This is a genomic window from Brevundimonas sp. FG8, from assembly GCF_057808845.1.
Genome location: NZ_JBMDIU010000001.1, coordinates 270,302 through 286,436, shown reverse-complemented (window position 1 = coordinate 286,436; position 16,135 = coordinate 270,302). Strand labels below are relative to the sequence as shown.

The following is a 16,135-nucleotide window of genomic DNA, read 5'->3' as shown; positions in this document are numbered from 1 at the left end:
TCCCTTCGTTGCCAAGGGGTATTCACTTTCGGTGACAGACCAGACCGCGGAAAGTCCCGTCGCTGAGTGACTTTCAGCCCGTGCTGGTCTAGGTCGCCCGTCCAATGTCCAAGCTCTCCCTGCCCGAGGAAGCTGCGCGCCGTCGCACCTTCGCCATCATCGCCCACCCGGACGCCGGTAAAACGACGCTGACGGAGCATATCCTGCTGTCCGGCGGCGCGATCCGCGCGGCGGGCGCGGTGCGGGCGCGGGGCGAGAACCGCCGCACCCAGTCCGACTGGATGAAGATCGAGAAGGAGCGCGGCATCTCGGTCTCGGCGTCGGTGATGACGTTCGAGCACGACGGCAAGATGTTCAATCTGCTGGACACCCCGGGGCACGAGGACTTCTCGGAGGACACCTATCGGACCCTGACCGCCGCCGACTGCGCCATCATGGTGCTGGACGCCGCCAAGGGGATCGAGCCGCAGACGTTGAAGCTGTTCGAGGTTTGCCGCCTGCGCGACATTCCGATCATAACCTTCATCAACAAGCTGGACCGCGAGGCGCAGGACCCGATGGCCCTGCTGGACGAGATCGCATCGCGTCTTCAGCTGGACCCGGCTCCGATCTGGTGGCCCGCCGAGAGCGGCAACCGCCTGCGCGGCATGGTCGAGATGGGCACGGGCCGGTTCCAGCCCTATGCGAAGAAGCCCGCGGGCTCAAAGGAAGACGTGCCCCATCCCGACGCCCTGCCGCTGGCCGACGCCGCGCGGTATTTCGAGGAAGGCGAGCACGAGGCCCTGCTGGAGGCGCAGGAATTGGTCGAGGCCGGATACCCGGCGTTCAATGTCCAGTCCTTCCTCGAAGGCCATATGACGCCGGTGCTGTGGGGCTCGGCCCTGCGCCATTTCGGCATCGATGAACTGCTGAAGGCCATCGGCGACTGGGCGCCCGCGCCCAAGGTCATGAAGGCCCGGAAGGAAGCCCCGCCCGAGACCCGCAATGCCCCCGACCCGGTCGACCTGACCGTCGAGCCGGGCTCGGCCGAGGTCACCGGCTTCGTGTTCAAGGTCCAGGCGAACATGGACCCGAACCACCGCGACCGCATCGCCATGTTCCGCATGGCGTCCGGCAGCTTCAAGCGCGGCATGAAGCTGAAGGTCCAGAACACCGGCAAGCAGCTGTCGGTGAACGCGCCCATCATGTTCTTCGCTTCTGACCGTGAACTGGCCGAGGACGCCTTCGCCGGCGACGTGATCGGCATTCCGAACCACGGCGTGCTGCGCGTGGGGGACAGCCTGTCGGAAAGCGGAATGATCCGGTTCGCCGGCCTGCCGAACTTCGCCCCGGAAATCCTGCAGCGCGTGCGCGTGAAGGATCCGCTGAAGGCCAAACACCTGAAGAAGGCGCTGGAGGGTCTGGCCGAGGAAGGCGTGACCCAGCTGTTCCGTCCCGAGATCGGGTCAGACTTCATCGTCGGCGCCGTGGGCCAGCTGCAGTTCGAGGTCATGGCCGACCGTCTGGGCGAGGAGTACGGGCTGGACGTCATCTTCGAGCCCAGCCCCTACGCCGAGGCCCGCTGGATCATGCCAGGATCGGGGGGCTCCAAAGCCGACATCGAGGACTTCATGGGCAAATACCGCCCCCAGATGGCCACCGACATCGACAGCGACCCGGTGTTCCTGGCCAAGTCGAGCTGGGAGACCGGCTATGTCGGCGAACGCTTCCCCAAGGTGGCCTTCACGAAGACGAAGGAACGGGGCTGACCCTGATCGCCTGACGCAGTCAGACAGCCATCGACGCGCCCCCGACCTTCGCCGTAGATGAGCGCATGAAAACCTCGACCAAGGATCGCATTCTGATGATCGTGCTGGTGATCGGCGCGGCGGCGGCGGCGATCTCGGCGGTCAGCATCCTGATCGCTTTCGCCATTGCGCTCGCGGGCGTGTTCGTCGGCTGATCCGGCCCCACGGGCCCGGTGCGTCACTTTTCGTCAGGTTGTCATCCGCTCCGTGCAGTTAGCTTCGGCTATCCGGAGGACGTGAGCATGGGCAGGCATATCAGACGGGCGGCGTGGCTGGTCGGAACGACGCTGGCTCTGGCCCTGTCCGCGCCACAGGCCGCGCTGGCCGACTGGCGCCGGGCCGAGACCGCCCACTTCGTCGTCTACAGCAACGGCTCGGAACGGAACCTGCGCGACTACGCCGCCCGGCTGGAGCGGTTCGACGCCCTGCTGCGCCATGTCGCCAACGGCCCCACCGACATCGAGGGCCTGCGCAAGCTGCCGGTCTATCTGGTCGAGAACGGACGGGAGTTGCGGGTCGTCCAGCCCGACCTGCCCGAGGGCGTGGACGGCTTCTATCGCGCCAGCCCCCATGACATCCGGGCCATTCTGATCCGCGGGCAGGACGATGACCTCCTGCTGCACGAATACACCCACCACTACATGTCACAGACCTCGCCCGGCAGCTATCCGGGCTGGTTCCGCGAAGGCTACGCCGAGTATTTCGCCACGGCGACCGTGGACTCACGCGGCAAGTCGACGGTCGGCTATCCCCACCTCGGCCGCCTGCGGACGTTGCAACAACAGCGCTGGTTGCCGCTCGGAGACCTGCTGACGGCCTCGCCCATGACGCTGGAGGGACAGCAACAACGCTGGACCTTCTACGCCCAGGCCTGGCTGCTGACACACTATCTGCTTTCCGATCCGGAACGGCTGCAACGGTTCGGCGCCTATCTCACGGACCTGAGCAACGGGGCCGATCCGGTCGAGGCCTTCCTGACCCGGTTCCAGACCACGCCGGAGGCCTTCACACGCGATCTGCGGACCTACATGGATCGGGGGCTGCGATACGCCGAAATGAGCATGCCGCCGCTGGACCCGCAGATGACCGTAACCCTGCTGCCGGACAGCGCGGACGATGTGCTTCTGATCGGGCTGAACATCAGGGAGCGTGGGCGGGACAGCGAGAACCCGGCGTTGCTGGCGCAGGCCCGCGCCGCCGCCGCCCGTCATCCCGGAGACGCCCTCGCCCTGACCGTCCTGGCCAATGCCGAAATCACGCTGGGCGATCCGGCGGCGGCGGAGCCGATCCTCGAGCAGGTGCTGGCGCTGGAGCCGAACAATGTCGAGGCCCTGCTGATGGCGGCCCGGCGCCGGATCGACGACGCCGGGCAAGCCACGGACGACGCGCAGATGTTCGCCCTGTACCGCGAGGCCCAGACCCTGCTGGGGCGCGCTTATGCGGCCGACCCGACCGACTATCGCGTCCTCGCCGAACTGGCCGGCATCCGCCGGATGGCCGACGACTATCCGAACGAGAACGATCTGGAGACCTGGCGTCTGGCCGTCGAGCACGCGCCGCAGGTGCTCAATCTGAGAGGACAGGCCGCCGACGCCATGATCGCCGCCGGCCATGACGTCGAGGCCGAGGCCTATCTTCTGCCGATGGCGAACGACCCGCACGGCGGACGCAGCACGGACTGGGCGCGGGACAGGCTGGCGGCGATCCACGCCCGGCGGGCGGCGGGAAACGGTGAAGCCGCCAACACCCCGGTCACGCCCTGACCCTTTCGCGGTCTTCCTTCCGTCACGCGCCCATGGTTCTCTGTCCGCATCAGACGGCCGGGGCGTGCCGTGGAGGATTCGATGTCTTTGGCGGCCCTGCTGGCCATTCTGTCCCTGTCGGGCGCGCAAGCCGCGTCGGGCCAGCAGCCGTCGTATGACGAGGCTGTGCGCTGCACGGGGCTGACCCAGGCGGCCTCGGAGCTGGAAGGCGGCGAAAGCAGCGAGGGCCGGTCCCTGTATGACGCCGCCCTGTACTGGTCGCTGACCGCCATTCAGGCCGCAAGTCGCGTCGGGCGCACCCCGACCGTCGCCGAGGGCGACCAGACCCGCGCCCGCATCCGGGCCGTGCGGGAACTGAGCGCCGACGACGACGACGCCCGCACCGAACTGCAACGCTGCCGCGCTCGCGCGCCCCGTCTGAACTGATCCCCGTTGTCGGCTCACCCGACACGCGGCTAGGGTCGCAGCACCGCATGACCGGGGAGTACCAATGCGCCTGTTTCTGACGACCGCGATTTCGCTGGGGCTCGCCGCCGTCGCCCTGCCCGCTGCGGCGCAATCGGCACGGATCGAACGGGCCCAGGTGTATCGCTCGATCCTGACTTCCGAGATGTTCACCCTGCTGAACACCTCGGACTACGCCAGCGTGCGCAAGGCCGGCGAGACAGTGTTCGACATCGAGACCCGCGAGGGGTTCCGCTTTTCGGTGGAAATGGCCGCCTGCGACACCGAAGGGGGCACGCCGGGATGTTTCGGCATCCTGTTCTTCACCAGCTGGGGCCTTCAGCCGAATGATCGCCCCAAGGTCGCCGCCGCGATCGAGAAGTTCAACGACGAGTATCGGATCGGCAAGGCGCTGGTGCTGAACGACCACGTCCGGGCCGAGCGGTACGTCACCACCGACGGCGGCGTGACGCAGGACCATATCCGGGAAGAGGCGATGACCTTCCTGCTGATGATGGATCGGCTGGGCGAGACCCTGCACGACGCGGTCGGCCGCTGAGCGCTCCCGAAAGTCACGGCGAACCAGCGGCGCGGCGCTGCGTTTGCTTGGAGACCGTCCGGGGACCATTCGTCCGTCCCGAAGCGGGACGGTTCCGGAGCTTGCGTGCATGTTTGAATTCGGCCGCGATCTGAGAAAGCTGTTCGAGAAGGCGCGCGAAAGCGAAGACCTCGGCTGGCTGGAGCTGGTCGGTCCCGAGCTGGTGCAGATCGAGGCCCGCCGCGAAGGGATTGATGCGGGCCGGGTCTCGGCGCCGCGTCCGTTCGACGGCTGGATGCGCGCCTCGGCCCTGTGGCGCGAGCACGCGCGGCGCACCGGCAGCCGGGCCAGTCTGGACCGCGCCGCCTCGGCCGCTTCCGACGCCGCCCGCCACACCAGCAACCCGGACCAGACGGCCGCCGCCGCGATCGAGTCGGCGGCCATCCACCTTTTGCGTTTCGACCTGTTCGGCGGCCCCGCGGCCCTGACCGCCGCCCTGTCCGACCTTCAGAGCCTGACCTGCGAACGGGCCGTCACCCGTTCGGCGGCGGCCGCGCTGCACGCTCGCCTCTCGGCCCGGCAGGCCCGGCTGAGCGGCGAGACCAACGCCCTTCTGGACGCCGGCGCCCTGCTGGACGCCGCGGTGCATGATGCCCGCAGCCTGCCGCCGCCGGTGGCTGACGAACTGCGGCTGGACCGCGCGGCGATGTCCCTGGAGGCGGGCGTGGCCCGTCGGGATGCGCGGATGCTGGATCAGGCCGGTCGTGATCTGCGCGCCCTCGTCGAGGCCGCCTCACCGGATCAGCGCCCCCTGACCCGCGCCCGCGCGCTGGCGCTGGCCGGAGCCGGCATGGCCGCGCTGGCCGCGCTGGCGAAGGACGAGACCGCCGCCGCCCAGGGCCGCGCCCTGTTCGACGCCGCCGCCGACCAATTCACCCCCGATCACAGCCCGCTGGACTGGGCCACCGTTCTGCTGGCGAGCGCGAGCGAGGCGACACCGCTGATCGTCCTGGCCCAGGCCGAGGCCATGACCTGCGAGCCCGGTCTGTTGATCGGAGCCCTGGTGCGCGAGCGCCGCCTGTCCGCCGAGGTCGCGGTGGCCGAGACACTGTCGGACGTGAGGGGGCTGAACGGACTGGAAGTCGCCGTGCGCCGCCGTCTGGCCGAGCCGGGCCGCATCCAGCCGCTGGACTGGGCCGCCGACCAGATCGGGATGGCGCGGCTGGTGCTGGCGCGCGCGCGGCTGACCGGCGAAGCGCCCCGGGCCGTCGGCCTGATGCTGGCCGAAGCGCTGGAGACCGCCCGTGAGCTCGGTGCGGGGGCTCTGGCCGACCGGGCCGTTCTGGCGATGCCGGAAGCCGCCGTTTAGCCGCCCAGGGCGACGAAGCCGCCGTTGGCGTGCCCCGGCTTGCCGTAGCGCAGGGGCGAGCCGTCCTCGGCCATGACGCGACCACCGGCGGCCTCGAGCACCGCCTGCCCCGCCGCCGTGTCCCATTCCGAGGTCGGGCCGACGCGCGGATAGGCGTCGAAGCGCCCTTCGGCGATCAGGCAGAATTTCAGCGACGAATCCATGCCCTGCCACTGCTTGCAGCCGTAGCGGGAGCCAAGCCGGTCGGCTTCCTCGTCGGTCAGGCTGTGGCTCATCAGGGCCACCGGCGCGGCGGGACGCTCGCGCACATGGATCGGCGTCCAGCCCTCGCCGAAACGACGGCGGAAGGCGCCCTTGCCCGGCGCGCCGCTGCGCCAGGTGATCCCGGTCGCGGGCGTCGAGACCACCCCGGCCACCGGCGTGTCGCGATGGATCAGGGCGATGTTGACCGTATAGCTCTCGCGGCCCTCGACGAAGCCGCGCGTGCCGTCCAGCGGGTCGATCAGCCAGAACCAGTCCTTCAGCGAGGTCGGGACGCCGTGGGCGGACACCGCCTCCTCGGCCACGGCCTGCACCCCGGGATAGAGGGCCTCCAGCCGCTCAAGGATCAGGGCTTCAGCCTCCTGATCGGCCCGGGTGACGGGGCTGTCATCGGCCTTGGTCTCGGCCACCACGCCGTTGCGCCAGTAGGGCAGGATCACGCGCGCCGCATCCTCGGCGATGTCGGCCAGGGTCTCGGCCAGCGCGCCCGACGCGAGGTCGGCGGTCAGTCGTTTGCTCATGGGCGACCGATAGAACATCCCGGCGGTTTGAAGAACCGGCAAATCAGGTCAGCCTTGGGGATACTCCGCACGCCAGCCTTTCGGACCCGATGACCGACACCGCGCCCACCCCCGCCCTGCCTGACGGACAGGCTCTCGCCACCCTCATCGCCGGCAAGCTGTGCCACGATTTCATCAGCCCGGCGGGGGCGATCAGCTCGGGTCTGGACCTGCTGAAGGACCCGACCGCCCAGGACATGCGCGACGACGCCATGAGCCTGATCGAGGCCAGTTCGAAGAAGATGATCGCGCTGGTGAATTTCGCCCGCGTGGCCTTCGGCGCCGCCACCTCGGCCGAGCGCTTCTCGGGCGCCGAGCTGGGCGAACTGGTGTCGGGCCTGACCGAGGGCGGCCGCGCGACCCTGAACTGGGCCGTGACCGAGGGGACCTATTCCAAGCCGCAGGCCCGGGCTCTGGTGAACCTGGCCTATATGGCCATGGCGGCCCTGCCGTCGGGCGGCGTGGCGACCATCCGCACCCACATCGCCAGCGACGGCGTGGTGATCGAAGGGGTGTCCGAAGGCGCCCGTGCGCGGCTGAAGGGCGAGGCCGTCGCCGGGCTGGCGGGTCGCCCCTTGACCGAGGGCCTTCCGGGCCAGTGGATCCAGCCCTACTGGCTGTGGTTAACGGCACATGACGCGGGGGGCGCACTTGATGTACAAGCCGAGGAAGGCCGCGTGTCCCTCACGGCGCGCATGCCTAACTGACGCTTAAGCCGGTTTCCCAAGGACTCGTTAACCGGCGCGAAGCGATCATAGAGGATAGTGCACACGCGGGCGTTGCGGCCCGATTCGCCTGCAGGATACGCGCTTGACCCCCAGGACCTGTCTGATCGTCGACGACAGCCGGATCATCCGGAAAGTCGCGCGACGCATCATCGAGGGCCTTGGTTTCGAGGTCGACGAGGCCGCCGACGGCTCGGAGGCGCTCGCCTTCTGCGCCGGCCTGATGCCCGAAGTGATCCTGCTGGACTGGTCCATGCCCGTCATGGACGGCCTGACCTTCCTGCGCCGCCTGCGCGACCTGCCGGGCGGGCGAGAGCCCAAGGTTCTGTTCTGCACCATCGAGACCCGCGCCGACCGCATCGCCGAGGCCCTGTCCGCGGGCGCCGACGACTATGTGATGAAGCCGTTCGACGGTGAGATCCTGAGCTCGAAATTCGCCGAGGTGGGGGCCGTCTGAACCCATGTCGCCGGAGGACTTCGATCGCCTGCAATCGCTGATGGCCTCGCGCGCGGGGTTCAGGCTTTCGCGCGACCGGATGAAGCTGGCCGAGCACCGTCTGGGGCCGGTGGCCCGACGTGAAGGGTTCGAGACCGTCGACGCCATGCTGGCCTCGCTGTGGGCCAGGCCCGTCGCAAGCCTGGGCTGGGCGATCATCGAGGCCCTGCTGAATCCCGAAACCTGGTTCCGCCGGGACCGTCCCACCTTCGACACCCTGGGCGGCGAACTCCTGCCGGCGCTCAGCCGCGCGCGCGGCGGCCAGCCGGTGCGCATCTGGTCGGCGGGCTGCTCGACCGGGCAGGAACCCCTGTCGATCGCCATGGCCGCGCTGGACGCCGGGTCGCCGGTCGAGATCGTGGGCACCGACCTGTCGCAGCGCGCGCTGGAGAAGGCCCGCACGGGCGCCTACACAGGCTTCGAAATCCAGCGCGGCCTCAAGGCCGAGACCATGCTGCGCTGGTTCGAGCAGACCGAGGAGGCGTGGATCGCCAAGCCGCAGCTGCGCGCCGCCGTCCACTTCGCCCGCGCCAACCTGCTGGACCCGCCGACCGACGACACCCGGTTCGACATCATCTTCTGCCGCAACCTGCTGGACGACGTGGACCCCGCCCGCCGGCCGCAGGTGCTCGACAATCTGGAGCGCCGCCTGGTCGATGACGGCGTGTTGTTCCTCGGCCCCGACGAGCGAATCGACGGCGACAGCGTGGCGTTCCGCGCGGTCTCCGGCCGTCGCGGCCTGTTCGTGAAGGCGCCCTCGGCGATCCGCCGCGCGGCCTGATCCCCCTTCGCTAATCCGCCCGGATGCCCTAGCCTCCCTGTCATCTGGACCGGGGGGAGGCGTCTTCATGCGGCTTTGGTGGCTGATCGGATCACTGGTGGTCGCGCTGGGCGTCGGCGTCCTGACCCTGCAGGTTCCGCGACCGGCTCCGGCCACGGCCCCGGCGACCGAATTCTCCAGCGACCGGGCCATGATCGACATCCGGGCCATCGCGCAGCGTCCCCATCCGGTCGGCTCGGCCGAACATGCACGGGTGCAGGCGTATCTGATGCAGCGGATGGGCGCGCTGGGCCTGCAAACCTCGACCCAGACCGGCCCCCTGTCGCCCGGAGCCATCCGGCGTCTGGAGCGGGCGGGCGGCGACCCTGCCGCGGCGAATTTCAGCGCCACCAATCTGATCGGCGTGCTGCCCGGCCGCGATCCGGCCCTGCCCGCCGTGGCCCTGATGGCCCATTACGACACCACGGTGACTTCGCCGGGCGCGGCGGATGACTCGACCGGGGTGGCGGCCGCGCTGGAGACCGCGCGCGCGATCCGGGCGCGGGGTCCGGCGGACCGGACGCTGGTGGTCCTGCTGACCGACGGCGAGGAACTGGATCTGGACGGCGCCCGGGTCTTCTGGGGCGGCCATCCCCTGCGCGACCGCATCGGCGCGGTGGTCAACCTCGAGGCGCGGGGCGGCGGCGGGCGGGCCATGATGTTCGAGACCGGGCGCGGCAACGCCGAAACCATCGCCCTGTTCGGACAGGCCGCGCGCCGGGCCGACGGCGGGGTGACGTCCAACTCTCTGGCCATCTTCGTCTACAAGGTCATGCCCAACGGCACCGACTTCACCGTCCCGGCCGGCCGGGGCGTGCAAGGGCTGAACTTCGCCTTTATCGGCCGCCCGGAGCAGTATCACGCCGCCGACTCGACCCCCGCGACACTCGATCAGGGCAGCGTGCAGCACCTCGGCTCACAGGCGTTGGAAAGCGCCGACGCCCTGCTGCGCGCGCCGGCTCTGCCGCGCAAAACGACAAACGCCGTCTACGCCGACGTGTTCGGCCGGGTCATCGTCCAGTATCCGCCGGTCATGGGCTGGGCGCTGTGGGGCGTCGCGGCGGTCCTGCTGGGCGTCGCGGCCGCCCTGGCCCGCAAGCGCGCGGGACTGACCTTCGCCGAGGTCGGCCGGGGCATGGTGGACGGCCTGTGGTTCCTCAGCGCCGGTCTGGTGGTCACCCATGTGGTGCGGGCTCTCGGCGGACCGATGGCGGACCGGGTCGACAGCGACGCCGCCTACTATGTCCTGCTGGCCCGCCTGCCCTGGCTGGAGGCGGGCGTGGCGCTGGCGGTGCTGGCGGTCATCCTCGCGGTGCTAGGCGGCCGGGCGCGTCCGGACCGGCGCGTGTCCGCCGGAGCCCTGACCGTTCTGACCCTCGCCACCATCCCGCTGGCGGGGGTCAACGTCATGATCCTGATCGCCGGGGCGGTCGCGGTCGGCCTGTCGCTGGTCCCGCATCTGGCGGCGCGTAGCGTCTGGGGCGGCTGGACCGGACTGATCGCGCTGGTGCTGGTGTGCGCCGCGGCCGCACAGACGGCGGCGCCGGAAATCGCCTTCCTCTTCCTGTGGCCGGCCCTGCTGGCGACAGTCGCCGCGGTGGCCGTGGCGGCGCTGAATCCGGGCCTGACCCGCCCCAGCGGCCTCGCGCCGGTCGCGGTCACGGCGGCGGTCGGCGGCGCCTGGCTGGTCGGCATGGCGCACCCGGTCTTCCTGGGCATCGGCATGGACCTGCCCGGCGTTCTGGCCCTGCTCGGCCTGCTGGGCCTGATGCTGGTCCGCCCGTTCGCCCCGGAGACGGCCGGTCGCCGCCCCCTGCTGATGGTCGCCCTCGCGGTTCTGCTACTGGGCGCGGGCCTGTCCGGCTATGCGGCGATCACCGAGCCCATGATCGCCGCCGCGACGGCCTGAACAGGCCTTTCATGAACGGATGCGTCATTTTTGGACGTATGAAACCGGAACTTCGGACGGACAGAACAAGAACATCTTGTGAACCGGAACAAACCGTGCACATAGTCCGCCTCACACAACGAGGGGGCGGGTCCGTGGCGGGTCTCTCCCGAAACCAGATGGGAATCATGGCAAGGGAGACGAAGGCAATGTCACAGGCGGCTCTGAAGTTGGTAGGCAAGGAAGACGGCGACAAGCAACGCGCTCTGGAGGCGGCGATCGCGCAGATTGATCGCGCCTTCGGCAAGGGCTCCGTGATGAAGCTCGGCAAGGCCGGCGTCGTCGCGGAAATCGAAAGCGTCTCGACCGGTTCGCTGGGTCTCGACATGGCGCTCGGCATCGGCGGTCTGCCGGTCGGGCGGGTGATCGAGGTCTTCGGGCCGGAATCCTCGGGCAAGACCACCCTGGCCCTGCACACCGTCGCGGAAGTGCAGAAGAAGGGCGGCGTGGCCGCCTTCGTCGACGCCGAACACGCGCTGGACCCGGTCTACGCCCAGAAGCTGGGCGTGAACCTGGACGACCTGCTGGTGTCGCAGCCCGACACGGGCGAGCAGGCGCTGGAAATCGTGGACACCCTCGTCCGTTCGGGCGCCGTGGACATCGTGGTGGTCGACTCGGTCGCCGCCCTGACGCCGCGCGCCGAAATCGAGGGCGAGATGGGCGACAGCCTGCCCGGCCTTCAGGCCCGCCTGATGTCGCAGGCCCTGCGCAAGCTGACCGCCTCGATCTCCAAGTCGAAATGCATCGTCCTGTTCATCAACCAGATCCGTCACAAGATCGGCGTGATGTACGGCTCCCCGGAAACCACCACGGGCGGCAATGCGCTGAAATTCTACGCCTCGGTTCGTCTGGACATCCGCCGCACCGGCGCGATCAAGGACCGCGACGAGGTGGTCGGCAACACCACCCGCGTGAAGGTGGTCAAGAACAAGGTCGCCCCGCCGTTCCGCGAGGTCATCTTCGACATCATGTACGGCGAGGGCATCTCCAAGCTGGGCGAGGTCATCGATCTGGGCGTGAAGGCCGGCATCATCGAGAAGTCGGGGTCGTGGTTCAGCTATGACTCGACCCGCATCGGTCAGGGCCGCGAGAACGTGCGCGCCTTCCTGAAGGCCAATCCGGACGTCGCCGCCGCCATCGAGAAGGCCGTGCGCGCCTCGACCAACAAGATCGCCGACGAACTGCTGGGCACGCCCGAGCCCGACGAAGGCCAGGACCTCGAGGGCTAGACTCCGCACTGAGGCTGCTCGTCGCCATCCGGCGAGCGGCCGCAGAGTCCGATATGTCCGCTGAATTTTGAGTCCGGCCTCGCCGGACGCAGACACCGAACCTTCTCCGATCAGGTCCGGCGACCCGCCATCCGACCCCGCCGGGCCGGGACCGGACGGAGCGGCCGCTCAACGCCCCGCCGGCGTTGGGCGGCCTTTTTTCCTTGGTGCACGACGATCAGGGCCACAGACTGCCCGGATGACGCAAACCTCCCGCTACAACGCCCTGATGGATGAACTCTGTGTCGGGCTGGGCTGGGGCGGCGGGACCGTCAACGGCCAGCCGAGCCACGTCGACTTCTTTATTCCCGAGGCCGGGCCGGTCACCGCCGAACAGTTCCTGGACTGGCTTCCGGAGGCTGAGGGTTTCACGGCCCTGAGCCATCCACAGGACCATAGACAGTGGCGCGCCCAACTGCTCCCGGTGTTCATCCGAAAAATGGGCGCCGACACCGTGGACGCCACCGAACTCAAATGGAACGCGCCCTGACCCGATCGGACGGAGCGACCGGTCCTTGCCTGTTCCGCTCAAGGCAAGCGAGACAGCGCCTCCTCATAGAGCCGGCGGGTGTTGTCCAGCGCAGCGCGCGCTTCATCCCGCTCCTCCGGCTGGTCCAGTCGGCGACGCAGACTGTGATGCGCCGCCTGAAGCGCCTCCAGCGCCTTGTCCCAGTCGACATAGACGGGGTCATTGTAGTCGATCACGGCGTCTCTCCCTTTTGCTTGTCTGGAGAGAGAACGGGCCGGACGGGATTGCGGCCGTGCGGCCAATCCCCGCGCCGGCGCCCGCCTCGCAAGAAGCGGCGGCCGGACTGAACGGCGAAGGAGTGATGCGTTTGCGCTTAAACCCCTATATGACGCCCGTTCCGCAATTTTTACGCACGTCTGACGCTCGCCCATGACCAGCCTGAAACAGATCCGCTCGACCTATCTCGATTTCTTCGCGGCCGACGGCCACGAGAAGGTCCACTCGGCTCCGCTGGTGCCGCAGAACGACCCGACGCTGATGTTCGTCAACGCGGGCATGGTGCCGTTCAAGGACTACTTCACCGGCGCGGCGACCCCGCCCTTCCCGCGCGCCACCAGCTCGCAGAAATGCGTCCGCGCGGGCGGCAAGCATAACGATCTGGACAACGTCGGCTACACCGCGCGCCACCTGACCTTCTTTGAAATGCTGGGCAATTTCAGCTTCGGCGACTACTTCAAGGAACACGCGATCGACCGCGCCTGGTCGCTGGTGACGAAGGACTTCGGCCTGTCGCCCGACCGCCTCATGGTCACCGTCTACATCGACGACGATGAGGCCTTCGACATCTGGAAGAAGGTCACCGGCTTCCCGGACCACAAGATCGTCCGCATCGCCGGCAGCGACAATTTCTGGGCCATGGGCGACAACGGCCCCTGCGGTCCCTGCACCGAGATCTTCTACGACTACGGCGAACACGTCCCCGGCGGCCCTCCCGGCTCGCCCGATGAGGACGGCGACCGGTTCGTGGAGATCTGGAACAACGTCTTCATGCAGTTCGAGAAGGAGAACGACCAGATCGTTCGCAGCCTTCCCAAGCCCTCGGTGGATACCGGCATGGGTCTGGAGCGCATCGCCTCGGTCCTGCAAGGCAAGAACTCGGTGTTCGACACCGACCTGTTCCAGACCCTGATCGCGGCCTCGGAAGACGCCACCTCGACGAAGTCCGAAGGTGAGCGGGCCTCCAGCCACCGGGTCATCGCCGACCACCTGCGCTCGTCGTCCTTCCTGATCGCCGACGGCGTCACCCCGTCGAACGAAGGCCGGGGCTATGTCCTGCGCCGCATCATGCGCCGCGCCATGCGCCACGCCCACCTGCTGGGCGCCAACGACCCGCTGATGCACCGCTTGGTGCCGACGCTGGTGAGCGAGATGGGCGAGGCCTATCCGGAACTGAAGCGCGCCCAGCCGTTCATCGAGGACACGCTGAAGCAGGAAGAGATCCGCTTCCGCACCACCCTGTCCAAGGGCATGGCCCTGTTCGACACGGCGGTTCAGGGCTTCAAGCCCGGCGACATGCTGGACGGTCAGACGGCCTTCACCCTGTCGGATACCTACGGCTTCCCGCTGGACCTGACGCAGGACGAGGCCCGTCGTCGCGGCTACGCCGTCAACGTCGACGGCTTCCAGGAAGCCATGGCCGAGCAGCGCCAGCGTTCGCGCGAGAACTGGAAGGGCTCGGGCCAGACCGCCAACGCCGCCGAATGGCTGGCCGTGCGCGACCGTCTGGGGCCGACCGTCTTCACCGGCTACGACAACATCGACGGTTCGGGCGAAGTCCTGGCCATCATGAAGGGCGGGGCCCCGGTGGACTCGGCGGACGCCGGCGACATCGTCGAGGTCCTGTTCGACACCACCCCCTTCTATGCCGAGAGCGGCGGTCAGGCGGGCGACCACGGAAGCTTCGAATGGCCCGGCGGCGAGGCCGAGGTCATCGACGTCAAGAAGCACGCCGGCGACCTGCACGTCCTGTCGGCCCAGATCACCGCGGGCAAGCTTGAGATCGGCATGCGCGCGGCCCAGTTGGTCGATGCTGACAAGCGCACCACAACCCGCGCCAACCACTCGGCCGCCCACCTGCTGCACACCGCGCTGAAGAACGTGCTGGGGCCGCAGGTCGCGCAGAAGGGCCAACTGGTCGACGCCGAACGCGCCCGCTTCGACTTCAGCCACGCCGCCCCGGTCACCGAGGACGAACTGGCCGCCATCGAGGCCGAGGTGAACGCGGTCATCCGCCAGAACGTCCCGGCGGAAACCAGGCTGATGGCCCCCGAGGCCGCCATCGAGGCCGGCGCCATCGCCCTGTTCGGCGAGAAGTACGGCGAGGAAGTCCGCGTCCTGACGCTGGGCCGTTCGCTGGTGTCGGACAACGCCCCCTACTCGGTCGAACTGTGCGGCGGCACCCATGTCGCCCGCACCGGCGACATCGGCCTGTTCAAGGTCATTCAGGAAACCGGCGTGGCCTCCGGCGTCCGCCGCATCGAGGCCCTGACCGGCGAGGCCGCGCGCCTGTACCTCGAAGGTCAGGCCGGGGTGGCGCGCAAGCTGGCCCGCGACTTCAAGGTCCAGACCGGCGACGTGACCGGTCGCGTCGAAGGCCTGCAGACCTCGGTCAAGGCGCTGGAGAAGCAGGTCGCCGAGCTTAGGAAGCAGCTGGCCCTGGGCGGCGGTTCGGGCGCGAACGCGGCCCCGGAAGAGATCAACGGCGTCAAGCTGATCGCCCGCGTCCTCGACGGCGTCGACGGCAAGGGTCTGCGCGGCGTGGCCGAGGACTTCCGCAAGCAGGTCGGTTCGGGCGTCGTCGCCCTGATCGGCGTGACGGACGGCAAGGCGGCGGTCACCGTCGCCGCGACCTCGGACGTCGTCGGCAAGGTCAATGCGGCCGATCTGGCCCGCGCGGCGGTGCTGGCGATGGGCGGTCAGGGCGCGGGCGGCAAGCCCGACTTCGCCCAGGGCGGCGCCCCGGACGGCGGCAAGGCCGAGGACGGTCTGGCGGCGGTGCGGGCGGCGCTGGGGGCCTAGCCCCCGTCGGTCTGCAGGTCCACGGCCGCCAGTTGCCAGCGGAACAGGCCACGGCGTTCGAGGATCAGGGCCAGATGCTGGTCCGGCTTTTCCCGGTCGGTCAGGGTCACGGCGAAATGGTTGAAATCGCGGTATCCCCACGACTGATGCAGGTCCTTGCCGCCCTTCCGGTCGCCTGCCTGTGACTTGGGCTCGGGAGCGCCGGCGGGACGCGGCGCCTCGGCGGTCGTGACCATCTGGGCCACCACCTCGGGCGTGACCACGGCGTCGATGGCGCCGTCCAGGATCATCGGCGCCAGCATCATGCCTAACCCGCCCAGCCCCTTCTCGGCGAGGCGGGGGTCTCGGCCGATGCGGCTGGCGACCTCCAGGCTCAACTGGTCCTTCAGGCTCTCACGCAGGGCGGGGAAGTCGACGAGCCGTTCCAGCTTGCGGGCATCCCCCGCCTTGGCGGCGCGGATCAGCGCCTGTCCGGCGAACACCGGCGCCAGGCCCCATGCAGCGGCCAGAAGCAACGCCGCCGCCAGCACACCGCCGGTCAGCAGTTTCTTGGTCATACTCTTCCCTCTGGCGTCGTAACGCCTCCCCACCGCTACGGTTGCCCGAGTC

General features: G+C 69.0%; 16 protein-coding genes. 13 read left to right on the top strand and 3 right to left on the bottom strand.

All coding sequences use genetic code 11. The annotated features are described in order from the left end of the window. The first annotated feature begins 104 nt into the window (after window positions 1-104). The 6 genes from ACODRV_RS01255 to ACODRV_RS01230 all read left to right on the top strand — a co-directional run bounded on the left by ACODRV_RS01255 (window position 105) and on the right by ACODRV_RS01230 (window position 5,901). The gene (locus ACODRV_RS01255) at window positions 105-1,748 is read left to right on the top strand and encodes a peptide chain release factor 3 (RefSeq protein WP_488907159.1); all 1,644 of its coding nucleotides are present in this window, start codon (window positions 105-107) and stop codon (window positions 1,746-1,748) included. Window positions 1,749-1,813: 65 nt separating this feature from the next. Beyond that, complete coding sequence (locus ACODRV_RS01250) at window positions 1,814-1,942, top strand: hypothetical protein (RefSeq protein ID WP_255431440.1); 129 nt, start codon at window positions 1,814-1,816, stop codon at window positions 1,940-1,942. A gap of 87 nt (window positions 1,943-2,029) precedes the next feature. Beyond that, complete coding sequence (locus ACODRV_RS01245; RefSeq protein WP_488907158.1) at window positions 2,030-3,550, top strand: tetratricopeptide repeat protein; 1,521 nt, start codon at window positions 2,030-2,032, stop codon at window positions 3,548-3,550. Between the two features lie 81 nt (window positions 3,551-3,631). Continuing rightward, on the top strand, window positions 3,632-3,976 hold the full coding sequence (locus tag ACODRV_RS01240) for a hypothetical protein (RefSeq protein ID WP_141625877.1): 345 nt from the start codon (window positions 3,632-3,634) through the stop codon (window positions 3,974-3,976). Between the two features lie 64 nt (window positions 3,977-4,040). Beyond that, window positions 4,041-4,553, top strand: a complete 513-nt coding sequence (locus ACODRV_RS01235) for a YbjN domain-containing protein (RefSeq protein WP_488907157.1) — start codon at window positions 4,041-4,043, stop codon at window positions 4,551-4,553. A 109-nt stretch (window positions 4,554-4,662) separates the two neighbouring features. Beyond that, window positions 4,663-5,901 carry a hypothetical protein gene (locus ACODRV_RS01230; RefSeq protein WP_488907156.1) on the top strand — a complete coding sequence of 413 codons (1,239 nt, stop codon included), beginning with the start codon at window positions 4,663-4,665 and terminating at the stop codon, window positions 5,899-5,901. On the opposite strand, the gene cysQ is transcribed toward ACODRV_RS01230, so the two are convergent. Beyond that, window positions 5,898-6,683: a 3'(2'),5'-bisphosphate nucleotidase CysQ gene (cysQ, locus tag ACODRV_RS01225; RefSeq protein WP_141625874.1), complete on the bottom strand. Its 786-nt coding sequence runs from the start codon at window positions 6,681-6,683 to the stop codon at window positions 5,898-5,900. The two genes, ACODRV_RS01230 and cysQ, sit on opposite strands and share 4 nt — an antisense overlap. 89 nt (window positions 6,684-6,772) lie before the next feature. Between cysQ and chpT the strand changes: the two genes are divergently transcribed. The 6 genes from chpT (at window position 6,773) to ACODRV_RS01195 (ending at window position 12,469) form a co-directional block, all read left to right on the top strand. Beyond that, window positions 6,773-7,429 (top strand): histidine phosphotransferase ChpT, encoded by a 657-nt coding sequence (chpT, locus tag ACODRV_RS01220; protein WP_141625873.1) that lies wholly within the window; start codon window positions 6,773-6,775, stop codon window positions 7,427-7,429. Between the two features lie 103 nt (window positions 7,430-7,532). Then, the gene (locus ACODRV_RS01215; RefSeq protein ID WP_141625872.1) at window positions 7,533-7,904 is read left to right on the top strand and encodes a response regulator; all 372 of its coding nucleotides are present in this window, start codon (window positions 7,533-7,535) and stop codon (window positions 7,902-7,904) included. Between the two features lie 4 nt (window positions 7,905-7,908). After that, window positions 7,909-8,724, top strand: a complete 816-nt coding sequence (locus ACODRV_RS01210; protein WP_141625871.1) for a CheR family methyltransferase — start codon at window positions 7,909-7,911, stop codon at window positions 8,722-8,724. A gap of 67 nt (window positions 8,725-8,791) precedes the next feature. Then, the gene (locus ACODRV_RS01205; protein ID WP_488907155.1) at window positions 8,792-10,672 is read left to right on the top strand and encodes a M28 family peptidase; all 1,881 of its coding nucleotides are present in this window, start codon (window positions 8,792-8,794) and stop codon (window positions 10,670-10,672) included. 188 nt (window positions 10,673-10,860) lie between these two features. Next, the gene (gene recA / locus ACODRV_RS01200; protein WP_141625869.1) at window positions 10,861-11,940 is read left to right on the top strand and encodes a recombinase RecA; all 1,080 of its coding nucleotides are present in this window, start codon (window positions 10,861-10,863) and stop codon (window positions 11,938-11,940) included. Between the two features lie 238 nt (window positions 11,941-12,178). Continuing rightward, the gene (locus tag ACODRV_RS01195) at window positions 12,179-12,469 is read left to right on the top strand and encodes a hypothetical protein (protein ID WP_488907154.1); all 291 of its coding nucleotides are present in this window, start codon (window positions 12,179-12,181) and stop codon (window positions 12,467-12,469) included. Window positions 12,470-12,507: 38 nt separating this feature from the next. Here ACODRV_RS01195 and ACODRV_RS01190 read toward each other — a convergent pair whose 3' ends face one another. After that, the gene (locus ACODRV_RS01190; RefSeq protein WP_168196780.1) at window positions 12,508-12,684 is read right to left on the bottom strand and encodes a hypothetical protein; all 177 of its coding nucleotides are present in this window, start codon (window positions 12,682-12,684) and stop codon (window positions 12,508-12,510) included. Window positions 12,685-12,877: 193 nt separating this feature from the next. Between ACODRV_RS01190 and alaS the strand changes: the two genes are divergently transcribed. Continuing rightward, on the top strand, window positions 12,878-15,526 hold the full coding sequence (gene alaS / locus ACODRV_RS01185) for an alanine--tRNA ligase (protein ID WP_488907153.1): 2,649 nt from the start codon (window positions 12,878-12,880) through the stop codon (window positions 15,524-15,526). Here alaS and ACODRV_RS01180 read toward each other — a convergent pair. Beyond that, window positions 15,523-16,083, bottom strand: a complete 561-nt coding sequence (locus ACODRV_RS01180; protein ID WP_488907152.1) for a DUF2939 domain-containing protein — start codon at window positions 16,081-16,083, stop codon at window positions 15,523-15,525. The genes alaS and ACODRV_RS01180 overlap by 4 nt on opposite strands. Between the last annotated feature and the right edge of the window lie 52 nt (window positions 16,084-16,135).

What these genes read in the sequence shown, in the direction of transcription:
- ACODRV_RS01255 (WP_488907159.1), top strand. Translation starts at nt 105, where the DNA reads ATGTCCAAGCTCTCCCTGCCCGAGGAAGCTGCGCGCCGTCGCACCTTC.
- ACODRV_RS01240 (WP_141625877.1), top strand. Translation starts at nt 3,632, where the DNA reads ATGTCTTTGGCGGCCCTGCTGGCCATTCTGTCCCTGTCGGGCGCGCAA.
- cysQ (WP_141625874.1), bottom strand. Translation starts at nt 6,683, where the DNA reads ATGAGCAAACGACTGACCGCCGACCTCGCGTCGGGCGCGCTGGCCGAG.
- alaS (WP_488907153.1), top strand. Translation starts at nt 12,878, where the DNA reads ATGACCAGCCTGAAACAGATCCGCTCGACCTATCTCGATTTCTTCGCG.
- ACODRV_RS01235 (WP_488907157.1), top strand. Translation starts at nt 4,041, where the DNA reads ATGCGCCTGTTTCTGACGACCGCGATTTCGCTGGGGCTCGCCGCCGTC.
- chpT (WP_141625873.1), top strand. Translation starts at nt 6,773, where the DNA reads ATGACCGACACCGCGCCCACCCCCGCCCTGCCTGACGGACAGGCTCTC.
- ACODRV_RS01195 (WP_488907154.1), top strand. Translation starts at nt 12,179, where the DNA reads ATGACGCAAACCTCCCGCTACAACGCCCTGATGGATGAACTCTGTGTC.
- ACODRV_RS01230 (WP_488907156.1), top strand. Translation starts at nt 4,663, where the DNA reads ATGTTTGAATTCGGCCGCGATCTGAGAAAGCTGTTCGAGAAGGCGCGC.
- ACODRV_RS01180 (WP_488907152.1), bottom strand. Translation starts at nt 16,083, where the DNA reads ATGACCAAGAAACTGCTGACCGGCGGTGTGCTGGCGGCGGCGTTGCTT.
- ACODRV_RS01205 (WP_488907155.1), top strand. Translation starts at nt 8,792, where the DNA reads ATGCGGCTTTGGTGGCTGATCGGATCACTGGTGGTCGCGCTGGGCGTC.
- ACODRV_RS01210 (WP_141625871.1), top strand. Translation starts at nt 7,909, where the DNA reads ATGTCGCCGGAGGACTTCGATCGCCTGCAATCGCTGATGGCCTCGCGC.
- ACODRV_RS01245 (WP_488907158.1), top strand. Translation starts at nt 2,030, where the DNA reads ATGGGCAGGCATATCAGACGGGCGGCGTGGCTGGTCGGAACGACGCTG.
- recA (WP_141625869.1), top strand. Translation starts at nt 10,861, where the DNA reads ATGTCACAGGCGGCTCTGAAGTTGGTAGGCAAGGAAGACGGCGACAAG.
- ACODRV_RS01250 (WP_255431440.1), top strand. Translation starts at nt 1,814, where the DNA reads ATGAAAACCTCGACCAAGGATCGCATTCTGATGATCGTGCTGGTGATC.